The 21,105-nt window shown below is 38.8% G+C and carries 16 protein-coding genes and 1 pseudogene; 13 read left to right on the forward strand and 4 right to left on the reverse strand.

Annotated elements, in window-relative coordinates:
* Positions 1 to 153: 153 nt before the first annotated feature.
* Complete coding sequence (locus AC07E5_RS11825) at positions 154 to 1,698, forward strand: SIR2 family protein (RefSeq protein WP_498625532.1); 1,545 nt, start codon at positions 154 to 156, stop codon at positions 1,696 to 1,698.
* Between the two features lie 98 nt (positions 1,699 to 1,796).
* Here the strand turns inward: AC07E5_RS11825 and AC07E5_RS11830 are convergent.
* A pseudogene (locus AC07E5_RS11830) lies at positions 1,797 to 2,170 on the reverse strand (endonuclease domain-containing protein).
* Between the two features lie 148 nt (positions 2,171 to 2,318).
* Here AC07E5_RS11830 and AC07E5_RS11835 point away from each other — a divergent pair.
* Complete coding sequence (locus AC07E5_RS11835) at positions 2,319 to 2,996, forward strand: YetF domain-containing protein (RefSeq protein ID WP_498625534.1); 678 nt, start codon at positions 2,319 to 2,321, stop codon at positions 2,994 to 2,996.
* Positions 2,997 to 3,268: 272 nt separating this feature from the next.
* Here AC07E5_RS11835 and AC07E5_RS11840 read toward each other — a convergent pair whose 3' ends face one another.
* Positions 3,269 to 4,552 carry an MFS transporter gene (locus AC07E5_RS11840; protein ID WP_179991154.1) on the reverse strand — a complete coding sequence of 428 codons (1,284 nt, stop codon included), beginning with the start codon at positions 4,550 to 4,552 and terminating at the stop codon, positions 3,269 to 3,271.
* Positions 4,553 to 4,779: 227 nt separating this feature from the next.
* On the opposite strand from AC07E5_RS11840, the gene AC07E5_RS11845 reads away from it, so the two are divergent.
* The 5 genes from AC07E5_RS11845 (at position 4,780) to putP (ending at position 9,601) form a co-directional block, all read left to right on the forward strand.
* Entirely contained in the window at positions 4,780 to 5,433 is a 654-nt protein-coding gene (locus tag AC07E5_RS11845; RefSeq protein WP_004972299.1) for a 1-acyl-sn-glycerol-3-phosphate acyltransferase, read from the forward strand.
* Between the two features lie 62 nt (positions 5,434 to 5,495).
* Entirely contained in the window at positions 5,496 to 6,413 is a 918-nt protein-coding gene (locus AC07E5_RS11850) for a patatin-like phospholipase family protein (protein ID WP_180186498.1), read from the forward strand.
* A 130-nt stretch (positions 6,414 to 6,543) separates the two neighbouring features.
* Positions 6,544 to 7,029 carry an NfeD family protein gene (locus tag AC07E5_RS11855; protein ID WP_096902094.1) on the forward strand — a complete coding sequence of 162 codons (486 nt, stop codon included), beginning with the start codon at positions 6,544 to 6,546 and terminating at the stop codon, positions 7,027 to 7,029.
* Between the two features lies 1 nt (position 7,030).
* Positions 7,031 to 7,888: an SPFH domain-containing protein gene (locus AC07E5_RS11860; RefSeq protein WP_004972306.1), complete on the forward strand. Its 858-nt coding sequence runs from the start codon at positions 7,031 to 7,033 to the stop codon at positions 7,886 to 7,888.
* Between the two features lie 222 nt (positions 7,889 to 8,110).
* Positions 8,111 to 9,601 (forward strand): sodium/proline symporter PutP, encoded by a 1,491-nt coding sequence (gene putP / locus AC07E5_RS11865; RefSeq protein WP_179996907.1) that lies wholly within the window; start codon positions 8,111 to 8,113, stop codon positions 9,599 to 9,601.
* A gap of 104 nt (positions 9,602 to 9,705) precedes the next feature.
* On the opposite strand, the gene bfmS is transcribed toward putP, so the two are convergent.
* Together bfmS and bfmR are read right to left on the reverse strand one after the other, a co-directional pair.
* Positions 9,706 to 11,373: a sensor histidine kinase BfmS gene (bfmS, locus tag AC07E5_RS11870; protein WP_131260700.1), complete on the reverse strand. Its 1,668-nt coding sequence runs from the start codon at positions 11,371 to 11,373 to the stop codon at positions 9,706 to 9,708.
* A 64-nt stretch (positions 11,374 to 11,437) separates the two neighbouring features.
* Positions 11,438 to 12,154, reverse strand: coding sequence for a response regulator transcription factor BfmR (gene bfmR / locus AC07E5_RS11875; protein ID WP_096902057.1), 717 nt, complete (start codon positions 12,152 to 12,154; stop codon positions 11,438 to 11,440).
* A gap of 589 nt (positions 12,155 to 12,743) precedes the next feature.
* On the opposite strand from bfmR, the gene AC07E5_RS11880 reads away from it, so the two are divergent.
* From AC07E5_RS11880 to AC07E5_RS11905, 6 genes are all read left to right on the forward strand, one after another.
* Entirely contained in the window at positions 12,744 to 15,575 is a 2,832-nt protein-coding gene (locus AC07E5_RS11880) for a ribonucleoside-diphosphate reductase subunit alpha (RefSeq protein WP_498625536.1), read from the forward strand.
* A 133-nt stretch (positions 15,576 to 15,708) separates the two neighbouring features.
* Positions 15,709 to 16,947, forward strand: coding sequence for a tyrosine-type recombinase/integrase (locus AC07E5_RS11885; RefSeq protein WP_498625538.1), 1,239 nt, complete (start codon positions 15,709 to 15,711; stop codon positions 16,945 to 16,947).
* A gap of 2 nt (positions 16,948 to 16,949) precedes the next feature.
* Complete coding sequence (locus AC07E5_RS11890; protein WP_498625540.1) at positions 16,950 to 18,350, forward strand: tyrosine-type recombinase/integrase; 1,401 nt, start codon at positions 16,950 to 16,952, stop codon at positions 18,348 to 18,350.
* Positions 18,350 to 19,639 carry a hypothetical protein gene (locus tag AC07E5_RS11895; RefSeq protein ID WP_498625542.1) on the forward strand — a complete coding sequence of 430 codons (1,290 nt, stop codon included), beginning with the start codon at positions 18,350 to 18,352 and terminating at the stop codon, positions 19,637 to 19,639. The genes AC07E5_RS11890 and AC07E5_RS11895 overlap by 1 nt, the downstream gene beginning before the upstream one ends.
* A 3-nt stretch (positions 19,640 to 19,642) precedes the next feature.
* Entirely contained in the window at positions 19,643 to 20,398 is a 756-nt protein-coding gene (locus AC07E5_RS11900; protein ID WP_498625543.1) for a hypothetical protein, read from the forward strand.
* 41 nt (positions 20,399 to 20,439) lie between these two features.
* Positions 20,440 to 20,856 (forward strand): hypothetical protein, encoded by a 417-nt coding sequence (locus tag AC07E5_RS11905; RefSeq protein ID WP_179990870.1) that lies wholly within the window; start codon positions 20,440 to 20,442, stop codon positions 20,854 to 20,856.
* The last annotated feature ends 249 nt before the right edge of the window (positions 20,857 to 21,105 follow it).

The following is a 21,105-nucleotide window of genomic DNA, read 5'->3' on the forward strand; positions in this document are numbered from 1 at the left end:
TCATGAAATACGGTATTCTGATGTGACAAAACCTGAATCCTGGTCGTTAAAGTGTTTGTTTGCACTCATATTTTAACTGTTAGGACTCAGGTTTTTTTATTTAAAGCAAACTATGGGACAGCAGTGGCCTTTAGGGGCTTCTTTTTACACATTATGAATATTGATAGTTTAATTAAAGAAATTTTTAAAAATCATGGAATTATAACAAAAGTTGATATTTCAATTCTGATTGAAACAATTTTATCCAAGTACTTTGATAAAAATAAAATTAAATATAAAAAAAAGAAAAATGGATCATATGATTTTGACTTCACACTTGAAACAGATTTCAAAAATCATAAAGCTCCTTGTGGTATGGAAATATTTATTGATTTAGAAAAAATATTATTAAGTGACTATAAAAGCAACAGAAAAAAAACTGATCAAGAATTCGAGTTAAAAAAGACCCAAACATTAATTTTCAATCTAATAAATAAAGATCAATATAACTCAATTATTCTTATCACCTTTTTAGATGAAAATGATGCAGCAATTTTACAGAAAAACCTATCCTACTCATATCCAAATTCGAAATTTGAGTTTAAAGTTTATAGTAAAAATTTCTTGAATGAAATTTTAATAGATTTAAAAGAAGAAGTTGATGATTTAGTAGATAAATTATTCTCAGTAAAAATTCAAAATTTAGTATTTTCTAAAACTGAAAATTGGAAAACTAATAGAGAAGATTTACTGAAAAAACTACAGCTACAATATAATGCTAGTGGAAAGACCTCTCTATTACTTGGGGCTGGCGTATCATGCAGTGCAAATCTACCTAGTTGGGATGAACTAATTTCAAGTTTATTTATTACCTACCTAGTTAATAGCAGTCTTGACAATACCGACTTAGGCTCTATGACAGCGGGAGAGTATGCTGAAATCATTAGACATATTAGCAAAACCTTTTCAGAGAAATATTTAAAATCTGCCTTACTTTCTGCAAGATATTTACGTACTGGATTTTCTACTCAAGACCAAGATTCAAAAGGCTTTATAAAAGAGTTACAAAAGAATCTATATAACAAAGAGAAAAAAGAATCAGAATTAATCAAAAGTATCGGAAAATTATGTATTCCTACTAGAACTGGAGCTAAAGTAAGATCTATCATTACATATAATTTCGACAATTTAATTGAACAACATTTAAGTAATTCAAATTTAAAATTTAGAACAATCTTCTTAGACAACGATAAATATAGTAATGAAGAGTTACCTGTATACCACGTACATGGATTTATCCCTGAAAATATCGAATTAGAAAATGACAGCTCGTTTGAAAAAATGGACTTAATCTTTTCAGAGGAAGGATACCATCGCATGTATTCTAATCCCTACCATTGGTCAAACCTAATCCAATTATCAACTCTAAAAGAAAATACATGCATTATGATTGGGTTATCAATGGATGACCCTAATTTACGTCGTTTACTTGAAATCGCTCAATCTGGAAATGAAAGTATTCAACATTTTGCATTTTTAAAACGTATTAATATTTCTGAAATTTCAAAAAAATCGAAAAAATCAGCTATTTTAGAATCTTCTTTTCTCGAGCGTCATCATAATTTACAAGAGTTAATATTTTCTGAACTTGGTGTAAATATTATTTGGTTCGAGAAGTTTGAAGAACTGCCTGAACTTCTGAATCAACTTTTAAATTAGCCCTCACCCCAACCCTCTCCCACAGGGAGAGGGAGTTTCATTTGATTCAATGCTTATGTGAATTTCACAATGGAGTTCCCTCTCCTTTTAGGAGAGGGTTAGGGAGAGGTATTTTTTAATTCAAAACATCTGTGCCACAAATCCTCCAACACCGCATCCGTCAGCCCCAACACCTCATGATTCCAATACCTCACAACGGTTAAACCCAAAGCCTCTAAAAACTTGGTTCGTTCCGCATCATATTCTTTTCCCTCATCTGTTCCATGCTTACTACCATCCAACTCAATCACCAAACCAATTTCATGAAAGTAAAAATCTACAATATACGGTTCAATCATCTACGGAAGTCTAAATTTGAGCACCATAAAGCGTTTGCACGAAGTAGTTGCCACAGCAAATTTTCAGCATCCGTAGCAGCATGACGCATAGATTTGGCAAATTGTAATAGTTGTGAATTCATCTTCTGATTCATTATTTTTTATTTATAGTTTTTAGACAAAAAAATTAAAAATTATTTTCCTAAACCACTAAAATAATTGCAGTTCTTTACTCAAAACCACTATTTTACCCACTCAATTTAAGCATAGTATCAAGCATCAAAATAACAAAATAGACAATCTATGGATTGGTTCACCATCTTCATTCACGACACCACATGGACATTTGTTGCAGAATTAATGATTCGTGCAGCACTCATGTTTAGCATGATTATTCTATTTTTACGCCTTACAGGGAAACGCGGAGTACGCCAGCTTTCCATTTTTGAATTGGCCATTATTTTATCGCTCGGTTCTATTGCGGGCGACCCCATGTTCACTGAAGATTTACCTTTGGTACACGCCTTGGTGGTGATGACAGTAGTGATTGGAATGTATCGCCTGACCACATGGCTCATGATGAAATACCAACCCTTTGAAGATTTGATTGAAGGTAAATCGCTGTATATTGTAGAAAATGGCGAACTGGTCTTAGAAAAAATTAAATACGGCAAAATGTCGCATGATGAATTCTTTGCCGAAATGCGTCAACAAGGTGTGGAGCATTTGGGACAAGTACGTGTCGGTTTACTAGAAACTGATGGCAAATTCAGCATGTTATTTTTTCATGACGGTGCCACACGCTATGGTTTACCCTTATTTCCTAAAGCTTGCCAACCCGTGTACCGCACAACTCCAAACACATATTATGCCTGCATGTATTGTGGGCATGTCCGTTTACTTGAACACGCCAATGAAGCCTGTCCGCGTTGTAATCACCAACAATGGACACTGGCAATCAATACTGCATATCGCAGCTAGAATATGTTGATTTTAGCTGCAACACACCTATATGCGACTTAAGTTGTCGCAGGATTGTCATAATTAAAAGTTATACTACCTGCGCTGCCGAAGTGAAGCACTGAAAGCGCAAATAATAATTTTTGAAAATCACAAAAACGAGATCGGTATCTGCTTCAATGTGGATACCTTTTATACTCCAGCGACTCTTTAAAGGTCGCTTTTATTTTTTCCACTCAATGAATTTTTTAAAGTGGTTTAAGCCTGTCATTCTGTCTTGATGATCTATCTTCTTATTCGAGCGTGGATGAGTGAGCGCTTTTCGCAAGCTTTGCCCATTTCCAGATCGTGACAAGGCATAAAATCGCAACAACACAAATCAACAGCAAGTAATTCGCATAGCCTAAAGCATCGCCCAACATTCCACTCAGGGTATAGAGTACCCCGCTCACAGTCGCCATAATCGCAACCTGAAATGTAAAGTCGGTCCCTGCGTATTGTTTACGGCTGTACTGCATAATCAAGGTCAGCATCACCACAAGTAACATGGCAGAGCACAAATCTTCTGCAGCATTAATGCTATAAATCAGCCAGTGTGCAACATCAACTTGCTGTTCATACAATTCAGCCAAATAAGCATAGGCCACTAAACTCAAAATTTTAAGCACAGAAAAAATGATGAGGGCATGCGCTCTAGACCACCATTTCAGCATCAACCCTGCGATGCCTGCACCCAACAAAGCGGCCATTGCTCCCAACATGGTCACATAAATGCCAATTTGAGAAAAGCTTAAGCCTAAATCTACCATTAAAGGTTTTAATAAAGGGCCAGCCAAACCATCGGCAATTTTAAAGCTGAGTAACACCCATAGCCATGCGTACAGTACAGGCGTTTCCACAAAATAGCGCAGATATTCACGAATCGCAGCAAGACGTGCGTGAAATGACATTTTACTTTGGGCTTGAACAAGCACTTGTTTAGCAGCATGTTGTGGCTCTTTAAACATTAAAATTGGCAAGGTATTTAAAAACACCAATCCCGCTAAAATTAAGAAAGTTTTTTGCCAATCTAGCCAATCCAATGCCCACAGAATTGCACCACCACCCACAATAAAGCCCAGTCGTGAACCAACCACCTGAAAGGTATTACCCCAATGTTGCTGTTTGGCTTGTAAAATATTGACCGCCAAACCATCGGTGGCAATATCTTGGGTTGCACCGACCAAGTTCATACCGAGCAAAGCCACAAAAAACACCCACAAATAGATAGGGTGATTTAAGGACTCAATCGGTAAAAAGGACAGCCCAATCAGCACCAAAACACTCAGCCACTGGCACGGCAAAATCCAGCTACGATAATGCCCAAAATATGAATGTCCAAAGCGATCCACCAAAGGTGCCCAAAACACTTTGATTGACCATGGCAGCATTAACAAACCGAAACCGCCAATATGTGCCAAAGACACACCTTGCGCACGTAAAATCACAGGCAAGGCATGGGTCATAAAACCAACAGGCAAGCCCTGCGCCCAATACAGAGAAAATAACAACAAATAAGTTTGGCGCAAATTGGGCATAGCATCTCAATTTAGATATGGGCAAAAGATCAAAAAAACGCAGTACTACACTAAAATTTTGAATAATGGATTGTTATTTTTCATCACTTTCACATTCAGATTTCGACTATTTTGCCAATGAATCAGACAAAGCGAAAGTCTAATATCTTGAATAGATTTAGATTCATGCGTCATGATATTGGGTATTTATTGTTGTTAATCACGCACGTCAGGATGACATCGCATTCATGAAAATCACCAATCCTTTTGCACGCAGTGCACGGCAATTTCCACAGTTACCCGACCAAGTTCCACAACGTGGAACAGCCAGCAGTCGTGCTTTATTTAAAAATATTTTTTTGGCGCAAGGCTGGCAAATGGTGGGCGAATTTCCCAACTTGCCCAAAGCAGTTGCGATTATCTCACCGCATACGTCAAATATTGATGCGTGGCATGGTTTTACCGCCCTACTCGGTTTAGGTATTCAAATTACTATTTTTGGTAAGCACACTTTATTTGAAACCCCACTCAAGCCACTTTTAAACTGGATTGGGGTAATTCCTGTGGTGCGCCATTCTCCTCAAGGACATACCCAAGATATTATTGAGATTGTACGAAAAAAAGAAAAAATCTGGATTGGTATGGCGCCCGAAGGCACACGTAAACAAGCCGAAAATATCCGCAGTGGCTTTTACCATATTGCCTACGGCGCCAATATCCCAATTGTGATGTTCTCTTTTGATTATGCACACAAAACCATTCATATTTTGGGCGTGTTTCATCCTACGGGCGATTATGCTCAAGATTTAGATGCAATTTATACGCAATATCACGGCAAGTTTTCGGCTAAAAATCCACATTGGTTGGCAAAACCGTTACAAAAGCTTTTGAAAAAGGGCTAGTCAAAGTTTCTATTTTTTGTTCAGATGGGCGCAATATTCTTTGATCTAAATTTAGATTTGATATGCAACTGATTCGTTATTCTTTAGTGAGCGTACTTGCTCTAACTTTGGCTGGCTGCGACAAAACAACAAAAACTCCGCCAAGCACCACACCTATCCAAGCACGTGAACCTGTAATTGCACTGGCGCTGGGTGGCGGTGGTGCTAAAGGTTTTGCACATATTGGCGTCATTAAAGTTTTAGAGTCTCACGGGATTAAACCAAAAATTGTCACAGGCACCAGTGCAGGCAGCTTTGTCGGCAGTTTATACGCCAGTGGCAAAAGTCCTTACCAACTCCAACACATTGCCCTGACCTTTAAAGAATCCGACATCCGTGATTTAACCTTAAACCGACAGGGTTTTATTGCAGGTCAAAAGTTACAAGATTTTGTCAATCAACACGTAGCCAATAAACCGATTGAGAAATTTCCAATTCGTTTTGCTGCCGTTGCCACACGTTTAGATAATGGACGTAAAGCCGACTTTATTAAAGGCAATGCAGGTCAAGCCGTGCGCGCCTCTTGCAGTATTCCGAATGTTTTTGTACCTGCCACCATTGGCGGAACACAATATGTGGATGGCGGCTTGGTCAGCCCAATTCCCGTACAGACGGCTAAAGCGATGGGTGCCGACTTAGTCATTGCGGTGGATATTTCTGCACGTCCGACAGGCAATCAACCTGTCAGCATGTGGGGCTTACTCGATCAAACTTTAAATATTATGGGACAGCAAAGTATCAATCAGGAATTGGCGCAGGCCAATATCGTGATTCAACCTAAAGTTGGACATATTGGTACTCTAGATTTAAAAGCCAGTAACCAAACCATTTTAGAAGGTGAAAAAGCCGCACAATTACAGGTCAAAGCAATTCTGCAAGCCATCAATAACTTTAAAAAATCACCTGCCGCGCTGAAACCTGCACCGCGTCCGAAATTTTAGGATTCAGTGATTTTTTTAATATTCATAAACTTATTGATCTGTTAAAGTGATGAGAGCGCATCTTTTTAAGTCGATGCGTTTCTCTAAGCAATTAGAATTAACCAATCGTAAAAAATACGCGAGTAGATGTATGGAATTCGTTCTTGAACCTTGGCACTGGTTTGTACTAGGCGTTCTGTTAATGCTTTCAGAACTGGTCTTGCCTGCGTTTGCCGCTTTATGGTTTGGTATTGGGGCAGTCATGGTCGGTATTTTATACTGGATGTTCCCCATGATGGGTACCACCACCCAATTGGTGATGTGGATTATCTTGTCGGTACTATGTACCTTGGCGTGGTTTAAATTTATCAAACCCTTATCTACCGATAAAACCAAAGCAGGCTTGTCACGCGAAGCCACTATTGGACAAATTGGCATGGTTATTCAAACCAACTTGGAACATGATCAAATTAAAGTCCGTTTCCCGATGCCCGTACTTGGTTCAGACGAATGGAACTGCCGCACCACAAGCCCTGTGCAAGTGGGAGATCGTATTCGCGTGATTGATATTTTGGGTAATGATTTGGTGGTGCAGCCGCATCACAGCGCACATGACAACGAAAAAGTGAGAAATTAAAATGTCTGGTGGATCTATTATTGTTTTAGCGATTTTAGCCTTTGTTGGAATTACCATTTTTAAAGGCGTGCGAATTGTTCCGCAAGGTTATAAGTGGATTGTGCAACGTCTGGGTAAATACCACACCACGCTTGCACCGGGACTTAACTTCGTCATTCCTTATGTCGATGAAGTGGCCTATAAAGTCACCACCAAAGATATTGTATTAGATATTCCATCTCAGGAAGTTATTACCCGTGACAACGCAGTTCTACTCATGAATGCGGTTGCGTACATAAACCTCACGACTCCTGAAAAAGCAGTGTATGGCATTGAAAACTATACTTGGGCGATTCAAAACCTTGTTCAAACCTCATTGCGCTCTATTGTGGGTGAAATGGATTTGGATGATGCCTTGTCTTCACGTGATCACATCAAAGCCAAACTCAAAGCAGCCATTTCTGATGATATTTCAGACTGGGGAATTACCCTTAAAACTGTAGAAATTCAAGATATTAAACCATCACATACCATGCAGGCAGCGATGGAAGAACAAGCTGCAGCAGAACGTCAGCGTCGTGCTACCGTAACCAAAGCCGATGGTGAAAAACAAGCGGCTATTTTAGAAGCCGATGGTCGTTTAGAAGCTTCGCGTCGTGATGCTGAAGCACAAGTTGTATTGGCAGAATCTTCACAACGCGCTATTGAAATGGTCAGCTCTGCGGTAGGTGATAAAGAAATTCCTGTGGCGTACTTATTGGGTGAGCAATACGTAAAAGCCATGCAAGATATGGCGAAATCGAACAATGCCAAAACTGTGGTCTTACCTGCAGATGTCTTGAACACCATTCGTGGTGTTATGGGACGTAATAATCCATAAGCAATCAGCAAAAACATCAAGATTATAGGCAGCTTTCAAGCTGCCTATTTTTATGCGTATTCAGAAAAAAGTCTGAAATATTTTTTAATGTATGTTTAAATTTCGCGTTTATTGATGAAATCAGTACCGCAGATGAGATCTCTGCACTCACCAAATTGAGTGACTCACATCTAGCAGCGGTCTGTATTTTAATCGACTGTCCAAAACCCAAATGGATACTGTATGAGCGCACTCAACCCCACCATTATTACTTTCCTGTTTTATATTGTCGCCATGATTGTCATTGGTTTATTGGCTTATCGCGCGACTCGAAATTTCTCGGACTACATTTTAGGTGGTCGTCGTCTTGGCAGTTTTGTCACCGCACTTTCTGCAGGCGCATCCGATATGAGTGGTTGGTTGCTGATGGGCTTGCCCGGTGCCATTTATCTTTCAGGTTTGTCTGAAATGTGGATTGCCGTTGGTCTGATTATTGGCGCATGGCTAAACTGGCTTTTGGTGGCAGGTCGTTTACGAGTACACACCGAAGTACAGCACAATGCACTGACTTTGCCTGATTATTTTTCTAACCGTTTTAATGATCAAAGAAAAATTTTAAGGATTGTATCTGCCTGCGTAATTCTAATTTTCTTTGCGATTTATTGTGCTTCGGGCATGGTTGCAGGTGCGCGTTTATTTGAAAGTATGTTTGATCTGCCTTATAGCACTGCATTGTGGATTAGTGCTATTGCCACCATCAGCTATGTGTTTATTGGTGGTTTCTTGGCAGTCAGCTGGACGGACACCATTCAGGCTGGCTTGATGATTTTTGCGCTCTTGCTGACCCCTATCATTACCCTACTCAGCTTTTCTGACCTAAGCCAAGTCACACTTGCTTTAGAAGCGGCTCGTCCGCAGGCGCTGAATTTAGTCGGAGATTTAAGCTGGGTCGCGATCATTTCCCTCATGGCATGGGGCTTAGGCTATTTTGGACAGCCACATATTTTAGTGCGTTTTATGGCAGTTGATTCAGTCAAGTCTATTCCGAATGCACGTCGTATTGGCATGACATGGATGACCTTATGTTTAGGCGGTGCGGTGGCTGCGGGCTTTTTTGGTATCGCCTACTTCCAGCAACATCCTGAACTGGCAAGTGTGGTCAATGCCAATCCTGAAACAGTATTTATGGAATTGACCAAAATCCTGTTTAATCCGTGGGTGGCAGGTGTGGTACTGGCTGCAATTTTAGCTGCCGTGATGAGTACCCTAAGCTGTCAACTTTTGGTCTGCTCAAGTACTTTAACTGAAGATTTTTACAAATCATTCTTACGCAAAAATGCCTCACAAAATGAATTGGTCTGGGTCGGACGCGGCATGGTACTCATGATTGCCCTGCTTGCTATTTGGATGGCGGGTAATCCTGAATCCAAAGTATTGGGACTGGTTTCTTATGCTTGGGCAGGCTTTGGTGCAGCATTTGGCCCGCTGATTATTCTATCTTTATTCTGGAAACGCATGACTTTAAATGGTGCATTGGCGGGGATGGTTGTCGGCGCACTTATGGTTATTCTTTGGAAAAACCTTTGGGCAGATACAGGTATTTATGAAATTATTCCGGGCTTTGTCTGTTCTTGGATTGCGATTGTCGTAGTGAGTTTATTGGGCAAAGCGCCAAGTCATGAAGTGACAGACCGTTTTGAACAGGCCGATCAGCTATATAAAGAATCGCACTAAGTTATAGATTGATCTGCATAGAGATAAAAAAGCAATTAAAAAAAACCAGTGCCTTGAATTGCACTGGTTTTTTTATGTCTAAAATTAGTTTTGGTGCACTCAATTCAAGTCAATGAATCGGTGGTTTTTTCTTTCTCTGCTGCGGCTTTTTTTCTTGCCTTACTAAACCGTTTGGCAGGCCAAACCATCATAAAACGTGCACCACCCAAGTTCGGACTCTGATCGACTTCAATTTTGCCACCAAACCAATAAGCAATGCGGCTTACAATAGACAAACCTAAACCATAACCACCTGAAGCGCGGGTGCGGCTGTCATCTAAACGAGCAAAGGCTTCAAATACACGTTCTCGGTCTTGTTCGGGAATCCCCGGCCCATCATCTTCCACACAAACATAGGCCATGCCTTGTTCGTTAATACCGCCACTGATCAAGACTTTATGGTCACAGTAACGCACAGCATTACCTACCAAGTTTTGTACCACACGGTGCAAGTAACGGCGTTCAGCTTCCACTTCCAAAGTCACAGGTGGGGCAAGCAATTGAATATCTTTTTGGGTTTTCAATGCTTCTGTTTCCGTAGCCACCTGCTCTAGCACTTCAACCAAAACGATCTTTTCAATTTCTAAAGATGGCATGCCCTGTTCAAGTTTGGCATAGGTCATGATCTCATCAATCAAGGTGTTTAAAGCCTCAATATCTTTATCAATCATTTCGACTTGCTGTAAGCGATATTCGTAATCATCTTCTTCTGCCAGCATTTCCATACCAAAACGAATACGTGCCACAGGCGTGCGCAGCTCATGCGATACAGCGCGCATCAGTTCACGCTGCGCTTCAATCAAACGCTGAATATGGTCAGACATGCTGTTATAGCTAGATGCCAAACTTGCCATTTCATCTGTGCCATCTACAGGCAAACGCATGTTTAAATCACCCGATTTGGTGCGGTTTAAGGCATAGTTCACTTGGCGGATCTTACGTTGCATAGGCAAGATCAAACCATAAACCCCCAAGCTCAACATAAACATACTGAGCAAGGTAATGCCTGCTGCCAACTGGAATGGCATCCAGTTAAATAACGGCACAGGCCCTAAAACCAAGACTTCTGAGGGTGAATTTGGCATCGGTGACACAATCGAGATGGTTGTACCACGCACGGTGGCATTGTCACGATATAAAATAATGCTGTGATCGAGTCTTAAACGCCCAATCTGTTCAGAATCGAGTGGCAGTTCCTGAATATTTTTAATATTGACTGGATAAGAAAAGTGCTGCTGAATTTTGGCTAGATATTCTTTTTCCTGACCCGGGTAATACACCAAATAATCTAAAACAAAAATCGGCAAAGCTTTCATTTGCCGTTCTGTAATTTTATCTGCCTTGATATATAAATAATGATTTGGATCATCTTTCATACCCAAAATAATATAGGCAATCATATTTTCGGCATTATAGCGCACAGCCGCTTTACGTTCTTTAATCCGTCTAAGCTCTGCGCGCGACAAATCTACTTTGTCTGCCTGCACATAGTAGATGGGCAATTCCAGCAAATCGGATGCATCAGAAATCCAGTCTTTCTTTTGCTGTTCGTTTTGCTGTCGTGCAATCCCTTCACTAATAATATAAGCCATACCATCAGTTAAAGACTCACGATATTCTTGCGCACGCTGATAGTTGATGATTTGCACCAATAAGTACGCCAAAATGGCAACTACTGCAACTAAGATCACCAATCCTGCATATATGCGCAAGAATATACTGTGTTTAAGCACAAAACCCGTCCTATGTGACTTATTTTATATTTGAGCCAGTATTTGACTCAGAAAAAAAAGCGTATTACATGCCGTTGGTTTCTTTAACGAATAAATAACCTTTACTGCGCACAGTTTTAATACGTTTTGGATTTTCAGGATCATCGCCAATTTTTGGACGAATACGTGAAATACGCACGTCAATTGAACGGTCTTGACCATCATATTCAATACCACGCAGACGCTCAAAAATATCTTCACGAGATAAAATACGCCCTGCATTTGAAGCCAATAACCATAACAAGTCATATTCTGCGCTGGTGAAATCAACCAATTCACCATTTAAAGTCACAGAACGGCCACCGTTATCAATCACTAAATCATCAAATTCAATGCGCTGTGCCACTTCATCTTCAGTCACTTTGTCGGTACGGCGCAATAAAGCACGAATACGCGCCAACAACACACGCGGCTGCACAGGTTTTGCAACATAGTCATCTGCACCCATTTCCAGACCTAGCACCTGATCCATATCTTCAGTACGCGCAGTCAGCATTAAAATCGGTTGATGATAATGTGGACGAACTTCACGACAAATGGTTAAACCATCGGCACCTGGTAACATCACATCAAGCACCACAAGGTCGGGCTGCTCGGCAATAATACGGCGAATCGCGCGGTTGCCATCTGGTTCTACCCCAACTTCCAAACCATTGCGAATTAAGTATTCCTGCGTAAGTCGTGCAAGGCGTTCATCATCTTCAACAATTAAAATTTTTGGTAACTTTTCTTCTTGACTCATAACCTGTCCCTTTATTGGATTCGACCTATCCTTTTAAAATCTGAGAGATAGGTCTTGATATAATTTGCAATATACACACGTTTACATTGTAAACAAGATACTGTTCACCAAACTGATACATCTGCGTATTATTTTGTTATATTTTTATTAAACATTGAATTTATAGCACTTTTCTAGTTTTGGTGATTTTTAAACAGATTTAAGAAATATAAAGTTACAAAATGGGTATTTTTTGCACTAGATCAAGCCTTTGCCGCCTTTGGAAAAATTATCTCACAACTTTTAAAGTTATCCACAAGGTTATCTATAAGCAGTTTTTCCGAGCTTTGCTATGCTATGCCCTTGTCTGATAAGGCTTATAGCCGAAAGGACAAAATTCGGTATTTTTGAGATAAATTTGAATCCTAAAATAGTCAAAATTTAAAAGAAAAAGTCAATATTGATCTACCCTCAATTTTCCCGTATCTTGTGTTCAATTCAATTTTAAACCACTAAGTCTTGTGTTTATCCCTCAATCACTGCGGCCTAAGTTTTGCCCAGTTTAATGGTCCATAAACATAACAATAGATGACAATGGAGCTATGCTGACATGAGCGTAATCACCTCAACCCCTGGTCAATTACAAGTGATTAAACGCACTGGTGATGTTGCCGCTTTTGATGCTGAAAAAATTGCAGTTGCAATTGGCAAAGCGTTTTTGGCTGTAGAAGGTCAACAAAGCGCCGATTCAAGCCGCATTCATGATCGGATCGAACAACTGACTGAAATGGTGTTGAACACATTCAACCGCCGTTTACCGTCTGGCGGAACTATTCACATTGAAGAAATTCAAGACCAAGTTGAACTTGCGCTCATGCGTACAGGCGAGCAAAAAGTTGCTCGTGCTTATGTCATCTACCGTGAACAACGCTCAGAAGCGCGTAAGCAAGCAGGTGAAAACCATCACCCAACTTTACAAGTCACTGATGCAAACGGTCAGCTTAAACCACTAGATTTAGGTGAGTTAAAAGCAACCGTGAATAAAGCGGCAGAAGGTTTAGAAGGCATTGATGTAGATGCCATCATTGATGAAACCGTGAAAAACCTCTACAACGGTGTAAAAGAGTCTGACATCTCAACCACCATGATGATGGCGACTCGTACCCGTATTGAGCAAGAGCCGAACTATACCTATGTGACTGCGCGTTTATTGCGTAATGACTTGGTCGCAACAGGCTTAGAATTTTTAGGTTTGGCAACAGATACACCTGAAGGCGAAGCATTAGAAACTTTCCTGAAAAAAGGTGTAGAACTTGATTTGCTTTCTGCAGACTTACTTGAGTTTGACCTTGCCAAACTTGCTGCAGCGATTCAGCCTGAACGCTCAAACCAGTTTACCTATTTAGGTCTGCAAACTTTATTTGACCGTTATTTCATTCACTCAGATGGCGTACGCTTTGAACTTCCACAATTGTTCTTTATGCGTGTGTCAATGGGTCTGGCGCTTAATGAAGATGACCGTGAAGCACGTGCAATCGAGTTCTATAACTTATTGTCTAGCTTCGACTACATGGCTTCTACGCCTACCCTGTTTAACTCAGGTACGCTACGTCCACAGTTATCAAGCTGTTACTTAACTACAATTTCTGATGACCTTTACAACATTTATGGTGCAATGCGTGACAACGCAATGCTGTCTAAATGGGCAGGTGGTTTAGGCAATGACTGGACGCCAGTACGTGCCTTGAACTCATACATCAAAGGAACAAACGGTAAATCTCAAGGTGTTGTTCCGTTCCTTAAAGTGGCGAACGATACTGCTGTTGCGGTCAATCAAGGTGGTAAGCGTAAAGGTGCGGTATGTGCGTACTTAGAAACTTGGCACTTAGACATCGAAGAATTCCTAGAGCTGCGTAAAAACACAGGGGATGACCGTCGTCGTACCCATGATATGAACACAGCGAACTGGGTGCCTGACTTGTTCATGCAACGTGTCTTTGAAGATGCAGAATGGACACTGTTCACGCCATCTGAAACACCAGACTTACACGACTTGACAGGCGAAGCCTTTGCCGAGCGTTATGCGTACTACGAAAGCATTGCCAAAGAAACTAACATGCTGCATAAAAAACTTCGTGCGAAGGACTTATGGCGCAAAATGTTGTCAATGTTGTTTGAAACAGGTCACCCGTGGATCACATTCAAAGACGTATGTAACCTACGTTCACCGCAACAACACGTTGGTGTCGTGCACTCATCTAACTTGTGTACTGAAATTACCCTCAATACCAACCAAGATGAAATTGCGGTATGTAACTTGGGGTCTATCAACCTTGTGCAACACGTTCAAGGTGGTGTGTTAGACCGTGAGAAATTGGCACGTACTATTAAAACTGCAGTACGTATGCTCGACAACGTCATCGACATCAACTACTACGCAGTGCCACAAGCACGCAATTCAAACTTGAAACATCGCCCTGTGGGCATGGGCATCATGGGCTTCCAAGATGCGCTTTATGAAATGAACTTGGCTTATGGTTCAGACGCTGCAGTTGAATTTGCCGATGAATCTATGGAAGTGATCAGCTACTACGCGATTCAAACGTCTAGCGATTTGGCGGTTGAGCGTGGTACTTACGAAACATTTAAAGGTTCATTGTGGGATCAAGGTATCTTACCAATTGACTCTTTAGACATTGTGGCGAAATCACGTCCAGAACGTATGTTTGAAGTAGATCGTACACAGCGTTTAGATTGGGACAGCTTACGTGCCAAAGTTCAAAAAGACGGTATGCGTAACTCAAATGTGATGGCGATTGCACCGACTGCAACCATTTCAAATATTTGTGGCGTTTCTCAGTCTATTGAGCCGACATTCCAGAACTTATATGTGAAGTCGAACTTGTCTGGTGAATTTACAGTAATCAATCCTTACCTTGTTCATGCATTGAAAGCGCGTGATTTGTGGGATTCTGTAATGGTGAATGACCTGAAACACTTTGAAGGTTCAGTACAAAAAATTTCACGTATTCCTGAAGAATTGAAAGCAATTTTCGCGACTGCGTTTGAAGTTGAGCCACGCTGGATTGTAGATGCAGCATCACGTCGTCAAAAATGGATTGATCAAGCGCAATCGTTGAACTTGTACATTGCAGGTGCAAACGGTAAGAAACTTGACCTGACTTACAAAATGGCATGGTTACGTGGTCTGAAAACCACCTACTACCTACGTGCATTAGGTGCGACTTCTGCAGAGAAATCGACTATTAACACGGGCGCATTGAACGCAGTAAAACCTGCAACTGTTACGGCAGCACCTGTTGCAGCGGTAGCGCAGGAAATTAAACCTGAAGTTCCTGCAGAGGAAGACGGCTTTGCAAATGCAGCGCCAGTGCCACAAGCATGCAGCATTGACAACCCTGATTGTGAGGCTTGTCAATAGGGCTGATATACTTTAAAAAGTATACATAATTACATAATACCCTTTGTAAATCTTAAGCTTAAGCTCTTTACAAAGGGTATATTTTTATATTTAATAAAGTTATGGGATATGATAATCAGAAAACGTATACATTATGATAAAAAGAAGCATTAAAGAGTTTGTTGCAAGTGATGAACAACCAATGGTAGTACTCATTGATGAAGATAGAATTCCTTTGTTCTATCCAAATGTTTATGCCATGACTAAGTTTAGAAGTTTAGGACGTACAGTTAGCACAACGGATAAAGCATTAAGATGTATTGGTGTTGCTCATTTATGGGCATCATTAAATAATATAGTTTTAGAAGATAGCATCTTATATTCAGATTTTTTAACCATAGAACAACTTCAAGATTTAGCTTTTTTTCTTAGACTAAATCGAAAACATCAAGATCGAATGATGGCCCAGAAAAATGAACAACCATCAATAAATTCGAAGAATATTGCAAAAAAAATTGAAAATCTCATCTACATGCCTAAATTAAAACAAGAATCAAAAGCCTCAACTTCAGCAGAAGAAGGCTCATATCGCATAAAGACAATTTTTAATTATCTTGAGTTTCTGCTCCAAAGATCAAAACATCGCCTTAACAAAGATAAATACAATGACATTGAGCAACGTTTAAATTACTTTAATTCCCTAGCACCAAGAGTTTCTAATAAAGGTGATCAAGATGCCCCTGAGGGACTTTCATCTAACGAACGAAATATAATCCTAGAGATCATCACTCCAGAACATCCAAATAATCCTTTTCGGAATGAATTTATCAAACATAGAAATCAGTTGATTTATGAAATTCTACTAAGTACAGGAATGCGAAGAAGCGAGCTGAGATATCTAAAGATAGAAGACTTTAATTATAGTAATCACACCATCACTATTCGAGTTTCTAAAACTGTTGAACGTGACGTTAAGTGCTCCTCCAAGGCCTGTGAATATTTTCACAACTATATTACAAAGCATTTAAATAAAATCCCGTTCAAAAATAGAAAACATGGTTATCTATTTACAACCGAGACAGGTCAACATTTATCAAATGATGCAATCAATCTAATGTTCAGAACCTTAAGGAAACATGCCAATATCTATGCGCAGCTCACTCCCCACACAATGAGAAGAACCTGGAATGATGTTTTTAGTGAGATGTTAGATAACATTCCAGAAGATCGGAGACCAGATAAAGAAATGGAGAAGCAAATTCGAAATAGATTAATGGGGTGGAGTTCAATATCAGAAATGAGTAGTCGCTATGCACGCCGATCTATAAGAGAAAAAGCGGATGAACTTGGTGAACTACTAGCAAATAGTATTAATACTAAATTAGAGCATTAATTATGCAAAACAATCTCATTGAAAAAGAAAATCCAATTACAGAACGAACTGTAGTTTTGCTAGATGGAAGACGAGTAACTATCCCTCTTTATCAAAATTTTAAAATTGATAATCATGATGATCTTTCATTTATACTTCATTTAGGCATTTTTAATAATAGCAATCCATTACATACAGCATTATCTAATTTAGTTATAGATATGCTTTCAGTCCATTCAATTACATATACTGCTGCAACTACAAGAGCTTTAAAAAAATGGTTTGAATCTAAGGTTTCTTTAGAAACAACTTTGGGAATTGAAAGCTTAGACTCTTTAAACAATGTGAATACCAGCTATCAGCCATTTCTAACTCCATTATTGAGAAAGCTAAGCATATATTTCAAGGATTTGGTTTCAAATGATTTAATTGATTTTTTACAAAATGTAGAAAAGTGGGAAGAGCGCAACCCTGCTTATTTTAAGCTAATAGCAAATGACCCAGAAAAAGGAGCTTTCACTTTACAAGAGCTAGAAAGTATTCATTCCAATTTAAATCTTGCTTTCAGCAAAAAATCTCTAAGCTTATTTGACTATACTCTTGGCTGGTTCATGATCGCAACAGGAGCACGACCAGTCCAACTATCACGCTTAAAATTTGAGGACATACAAGTTATTGATAAAGATGTAATGATTAAAATGCCTCTCGCCAAAGGAGAAGGAATAATCGAGCAAGGTTATTTTCTTAGGAAAGCACCAACAATTTTAGCTGACTGTATAATTAAATATCTAGAGCAGTATTCCTCCTCTGATGAAAATTCAAATTTCTTCAAACTAAATCCAACCCAAATTAGTAATAAAACTAGACAGATTTTCGAAGATCTAAACACTTATTCTTCAAGGTTAGAAGGAAAAATCCCTGTAAATGCATATAGATTCAGGTATACGCTTGCAACAAGAGCTTTAGCAAGTGGTGCTTCAGACCAAGAAGTTGCAAGACTGCTGACACACCGTTCTTTAAGTTGCATCCGTTTCTACCGTGCATCCATGCCAGAGCTACAAAAGCCAATACAAGATACCCTAAATGAAGAGATGAGTTTTTTTGCTAACGCATTCAAGGGAAAATTAATCCCCTCTCTAGATGATGCAAAATTTCAGGACTCAGCAATTGCTGATTTTTTCAGATTAGCAGGCAAAACAATCGGTTCATGTGGTACACAAGCTAAATGCTATCAAAATGCTCCTATTGCTTGTTTAACGTGTCCCTATTTTGAGCCATTAATAGATGCACCATGGGAAAAGCTTTTAGATTACTTAGTCGAAGACCAAGCCAAAGAGCAGACCTTAAGAATTAAGGAAATCAATATACAAGCTATCAAGGCTGTTAAAGATATTATTAATCTAGTAGAAGCGGGATATAAATAATGACAACTGTTATAAATTTTAAGTCTGCTCAGGACACAGAGTCTCAAAAAAATTTAGAGTTTTTTATTTCAACAAACAAAAAAAACTTTATATTTCCTAACAATGACTGGAATGATAACATTTGGGATATTACAAGTTTTTTAAAAGATAAAATTCACGATAATAAATCAAAGAAAGTTTATTTCCGCTCTGTCACTGACCACGCAACATCTAAAAATGAAATCAACATTTCCATGTCAGAGCCACTAATTGATTTTGCTAAAGCAGTATTTTGCCAAATTATGCGAGAAAAAAAACTATACGAATACAAACGAATTATTTATGCTATTCAAGCTTTAGAGTTTGCCTTAATAGAACAAAATAATCCTGTATGTGTAAGTGAAATAAATAGTGATACTTTAAACTTGGCAGAATCTTATCTACGCTCTAAATATAAAGATCCATGGGATTTTGCAAAAAATTTAGAATCGATTATTAATAATATTGTTGTAAAAAAACAGATAAATACAAAGATCTATAATTGGTCTACAACAATTACATATACAGCACCTGCAAGGAGTGATCGTACACAGAAAGAACATAATGAAGGCAGTAAATCAAAAATACCTCATTTAGAGGAAATTTTGGCACTTGCTGAAATCCACCATTCAAGTAACCATATCCCAGATAAAATAGTAACCTGCTTTGTCGCTTTAGCAATGTTTGCCCCAAGTCGAGGCTCGGAAATATTATCCCTATCCATAGATTGCATCACAAAGGCTTCTCAAGGTGATATAGAAATTATGGGTTTAAAATGGCGTCCATTGAAAGGTGGAGATCCATTAACCAAATTTGCTGTAAATAAAGAATACGAAGAATTAGCTACTGATGCTGTGAATTACTTAATTGAAATTGGCAAACCTGCTCGCGAAGCTGCGCGATGGTATAAAGACAATCCAAATAAATTATACCTTCCGCCTCATCTTGAACATTTAAGAAATCAGTCAATTACTTTATGGGAGGTTGCCAAAATTCTAGGAAAGGAAAATACCATTAAAGCATGTCATGCTTATAGATATGGATTTTCTAAACCAATAGGACGGACTACTGATAAAAGTAGAATGTTTGTAAAAAGTCCTTGGATAAATCTTTATAGTTTTGATGAAATAGAACACTTTATAATTAGCAAACTACCTCAAACATTCCCGATATTTGATGGCAGATCACAGCAATATTGGCATGAGTCATTATTTGTTTTACCTAAAAATATCTTAAGCCCCACCGCTGATTCACTTCTGAATGTACCTTAATCCATGGATATTGATAGGATTAATAAACAACTAGGAAGCAACCCTGACGGTCGCACAATCTTCAGTAGAAATGATAAGAAATTTCCTAATGAAAAACCGATGTATGTTACATCACACCAATTTAGACACTTGCTTAATACCCTAGCACAAGCAAAAGCACTCTCTCAGGAACTCATTGCATTTTGGTCAGGAAGAAAAAGTGTTAAGCAAAATGATGTTTATAATCATTTATCTCAAGAAGCGATTATTGAAGCTTTTACAAATCTGGAGAATCAGGTTGAGGCGATCAAGCAAACAGGGAGCTTAGAAGAAAAAGCACAAGCTATTGCCAAAATAAACTCTATTAGTTACGAGGAAGCCCTAAAAATAGAATTAGGATCAATTCACATAACTCAGTATGGTATCTGTCGGCATGACTATTCTCTCACCCCCTGTCCTAAAGATAAAGACTGTGGAAATTGCGGTGAATTTTCCGTTATGAAAGGTAATGAGAAACATAGAAGAGAGGCATCTTATCAAGTACAAATACTTGAAAAAGCCTTACTTGATGCAAAAGAAGCTGAACAAGATGGGCATACAGGTGCAAGAAGATGGATTGATGTCAATGAACCTAAACTAGAGCGTTGGCAGAAAATTAAAGCATTTTTGGAGGATGATAGTGTGCCAAATAACACTATGTTCACCCTAGCAGATTCATCAGACTATCATCAAACTAAAGTTGGTTTAGCTTTCGCAGTAAGAACGTTAGAGCAAAATTAAAATCCTAATTTTAAAATTATCTCCCAGGATCAAAATATCATATGACTACTGCACCTCGTTTAACTAAAGAAAGAATTGATATTGCTTTAAAGTTACTTGATGGATGGACTGGAAAACTGACCTGGCCCCGATTTTTAGCCATGCTTGAAATAGATCTTGGCCATAAGTATACAAAAGCGGCTTTACTTAGACATCCGAGGTTCAAAGATAGTTGGGATAAAAGAAGATGGACAGAAAATCCTGACAGAGATGGGAATAGCAATTTCAGTAATCAGGGACTACAAGTAGCTTTAGAAAAAATTAAAAAATTAGAAGCAACCATAAACAGATTAGAAAATGACAATAACCTACTCAACGAAAAATTTGTTGTTTGGGCTACAAATGCTGCAAATAAGGGAATCACTCTAGAGGAACTAGATAGACCAATACCAACCAATTCTACGAAAAATTTTCGTTAATAATTAAACTTTAAATTCACTTTTTTGCAGTAAGTCTGAAATCGAACTATAGGCTTTATTGGTTCTTTATTATGATCAAGTAATATTGGTATTTCTGTACGAATACCTGAATCATCATCTACAACTTTTGCAACTACTTTTACACTGCACATATTAATTCACTTAAATGAAAATCAAGTAAAAATTAAAAGCAGAAAGCACCCTAAACATTGATAAAAGCATCAATGTCTTTTAGAATTGATTTGTCTT

This window comes from Acinetobacter seohaensis (assembly GCF_056431365.1).

Bases quoted from the DNA above. Each gene is read 5' to 3' on its own strand.
- AC07E5_RS11825 (WP_498625532.1), top strand. From the start codon at position 154: ATGAATATTGATAGTTTAATTAAAGAAATTTTTAAAAATCATGGAATT.
- AC07E5_RS11835 (WP_498625534.1), top strand. From the start codon at position 2,319: ATGGATTGGTTCACCATCTTCATTCACGACACCACATGGACATTTGTT.
- AC07E5_RS11840 (WP_179991154.1), bottom strand. From the start codon at position 4,552: ATGCCCAATTTGCGCCAAACTTATTTGTTGTTATTTTCTCTGTATTGG.
- AC07E5_RS11845 (WP_004972299.1), top strand. From the start codon at position 4,780: ATGAAAATCACCAATCCTTTTGCACGCAGTGCACGGCAATTTCCACAG.
- AC07E5_RS11850 (WP_180186498.1), top strand. From the start codon at position 5,496: ATGCAACTGATTCGTTATTCTTTAGTGAGCGTACTTGCTCTAACTTTG.
- AC07E5_RS11855 (WP_096902094.1), top strand. From the start codon at position 6,544: ATGGAATTCGTTCTTGAACCTTGGCACTGGTTTGTACTAGGCGTTCTG.
- AC07E5_RS11860 (WP_004972306.1), top strand. From the start codon at position 7,031: ATGTCTGGTGGATCTATTATTGTTTTAGCGATTTTAGCCTTTGTTGGA.
- putP (WP_179996907.1), top strand. From the start codon at position 8,111: ATGAGCGCACTCAACCCCACCATTATTACTTTCCTGTTTTATATTGTC.
- bfmR (WP_096902057.1), bottom strand. From the start codon at position 12,154: ATGAGTCAAGAAGAAAAGTTACCAAAAATTTTAATTGTTGAAGATGAT.
- AC07E5_RS11880 (WP_498625536.1), top strand. From the start codon at position 12,744: ATGAGCGTAATCACCTCAACCCCTGGTCAATTACAAGTGATTAAACGC.
- AC07E5_RS11885 (WP_498625538.1), top strand. From the start codon at position 15,709: ATGATAAAAAGAAGCATTAAAGAGTTTGTTGCAAGTGATGAACAACCA.
- AC07E5_RS11890 (WP_498625540.1), top strand. From the start codon at position 16,950: ATGCAAAACAATCTCATTGAAAAAGAAAATCCAATTACAGAACGAACT.
- AC07E5_RS11895 (WP_498625542.1), top strand. From the start codon at position 18,350: ATGACAACTGTTATAAATTTTAAGTCTGCTCAGGACACAGAGTCTCAA.
- AC07E5_RS11900 (WP_498625543.1), top strand. From the start codon at position 19,643: ATGGATATTGATAGGATTAATAAACAACTAGGAAGCAACCCTGACGGT.
- AC07E5_RS11905 (WP_179990870.1), top strand. From the start codon at position 20,440: ATGACTACTGCACCTCGTTTAACTAAAGAAAGAATTGATATTGCTTTA.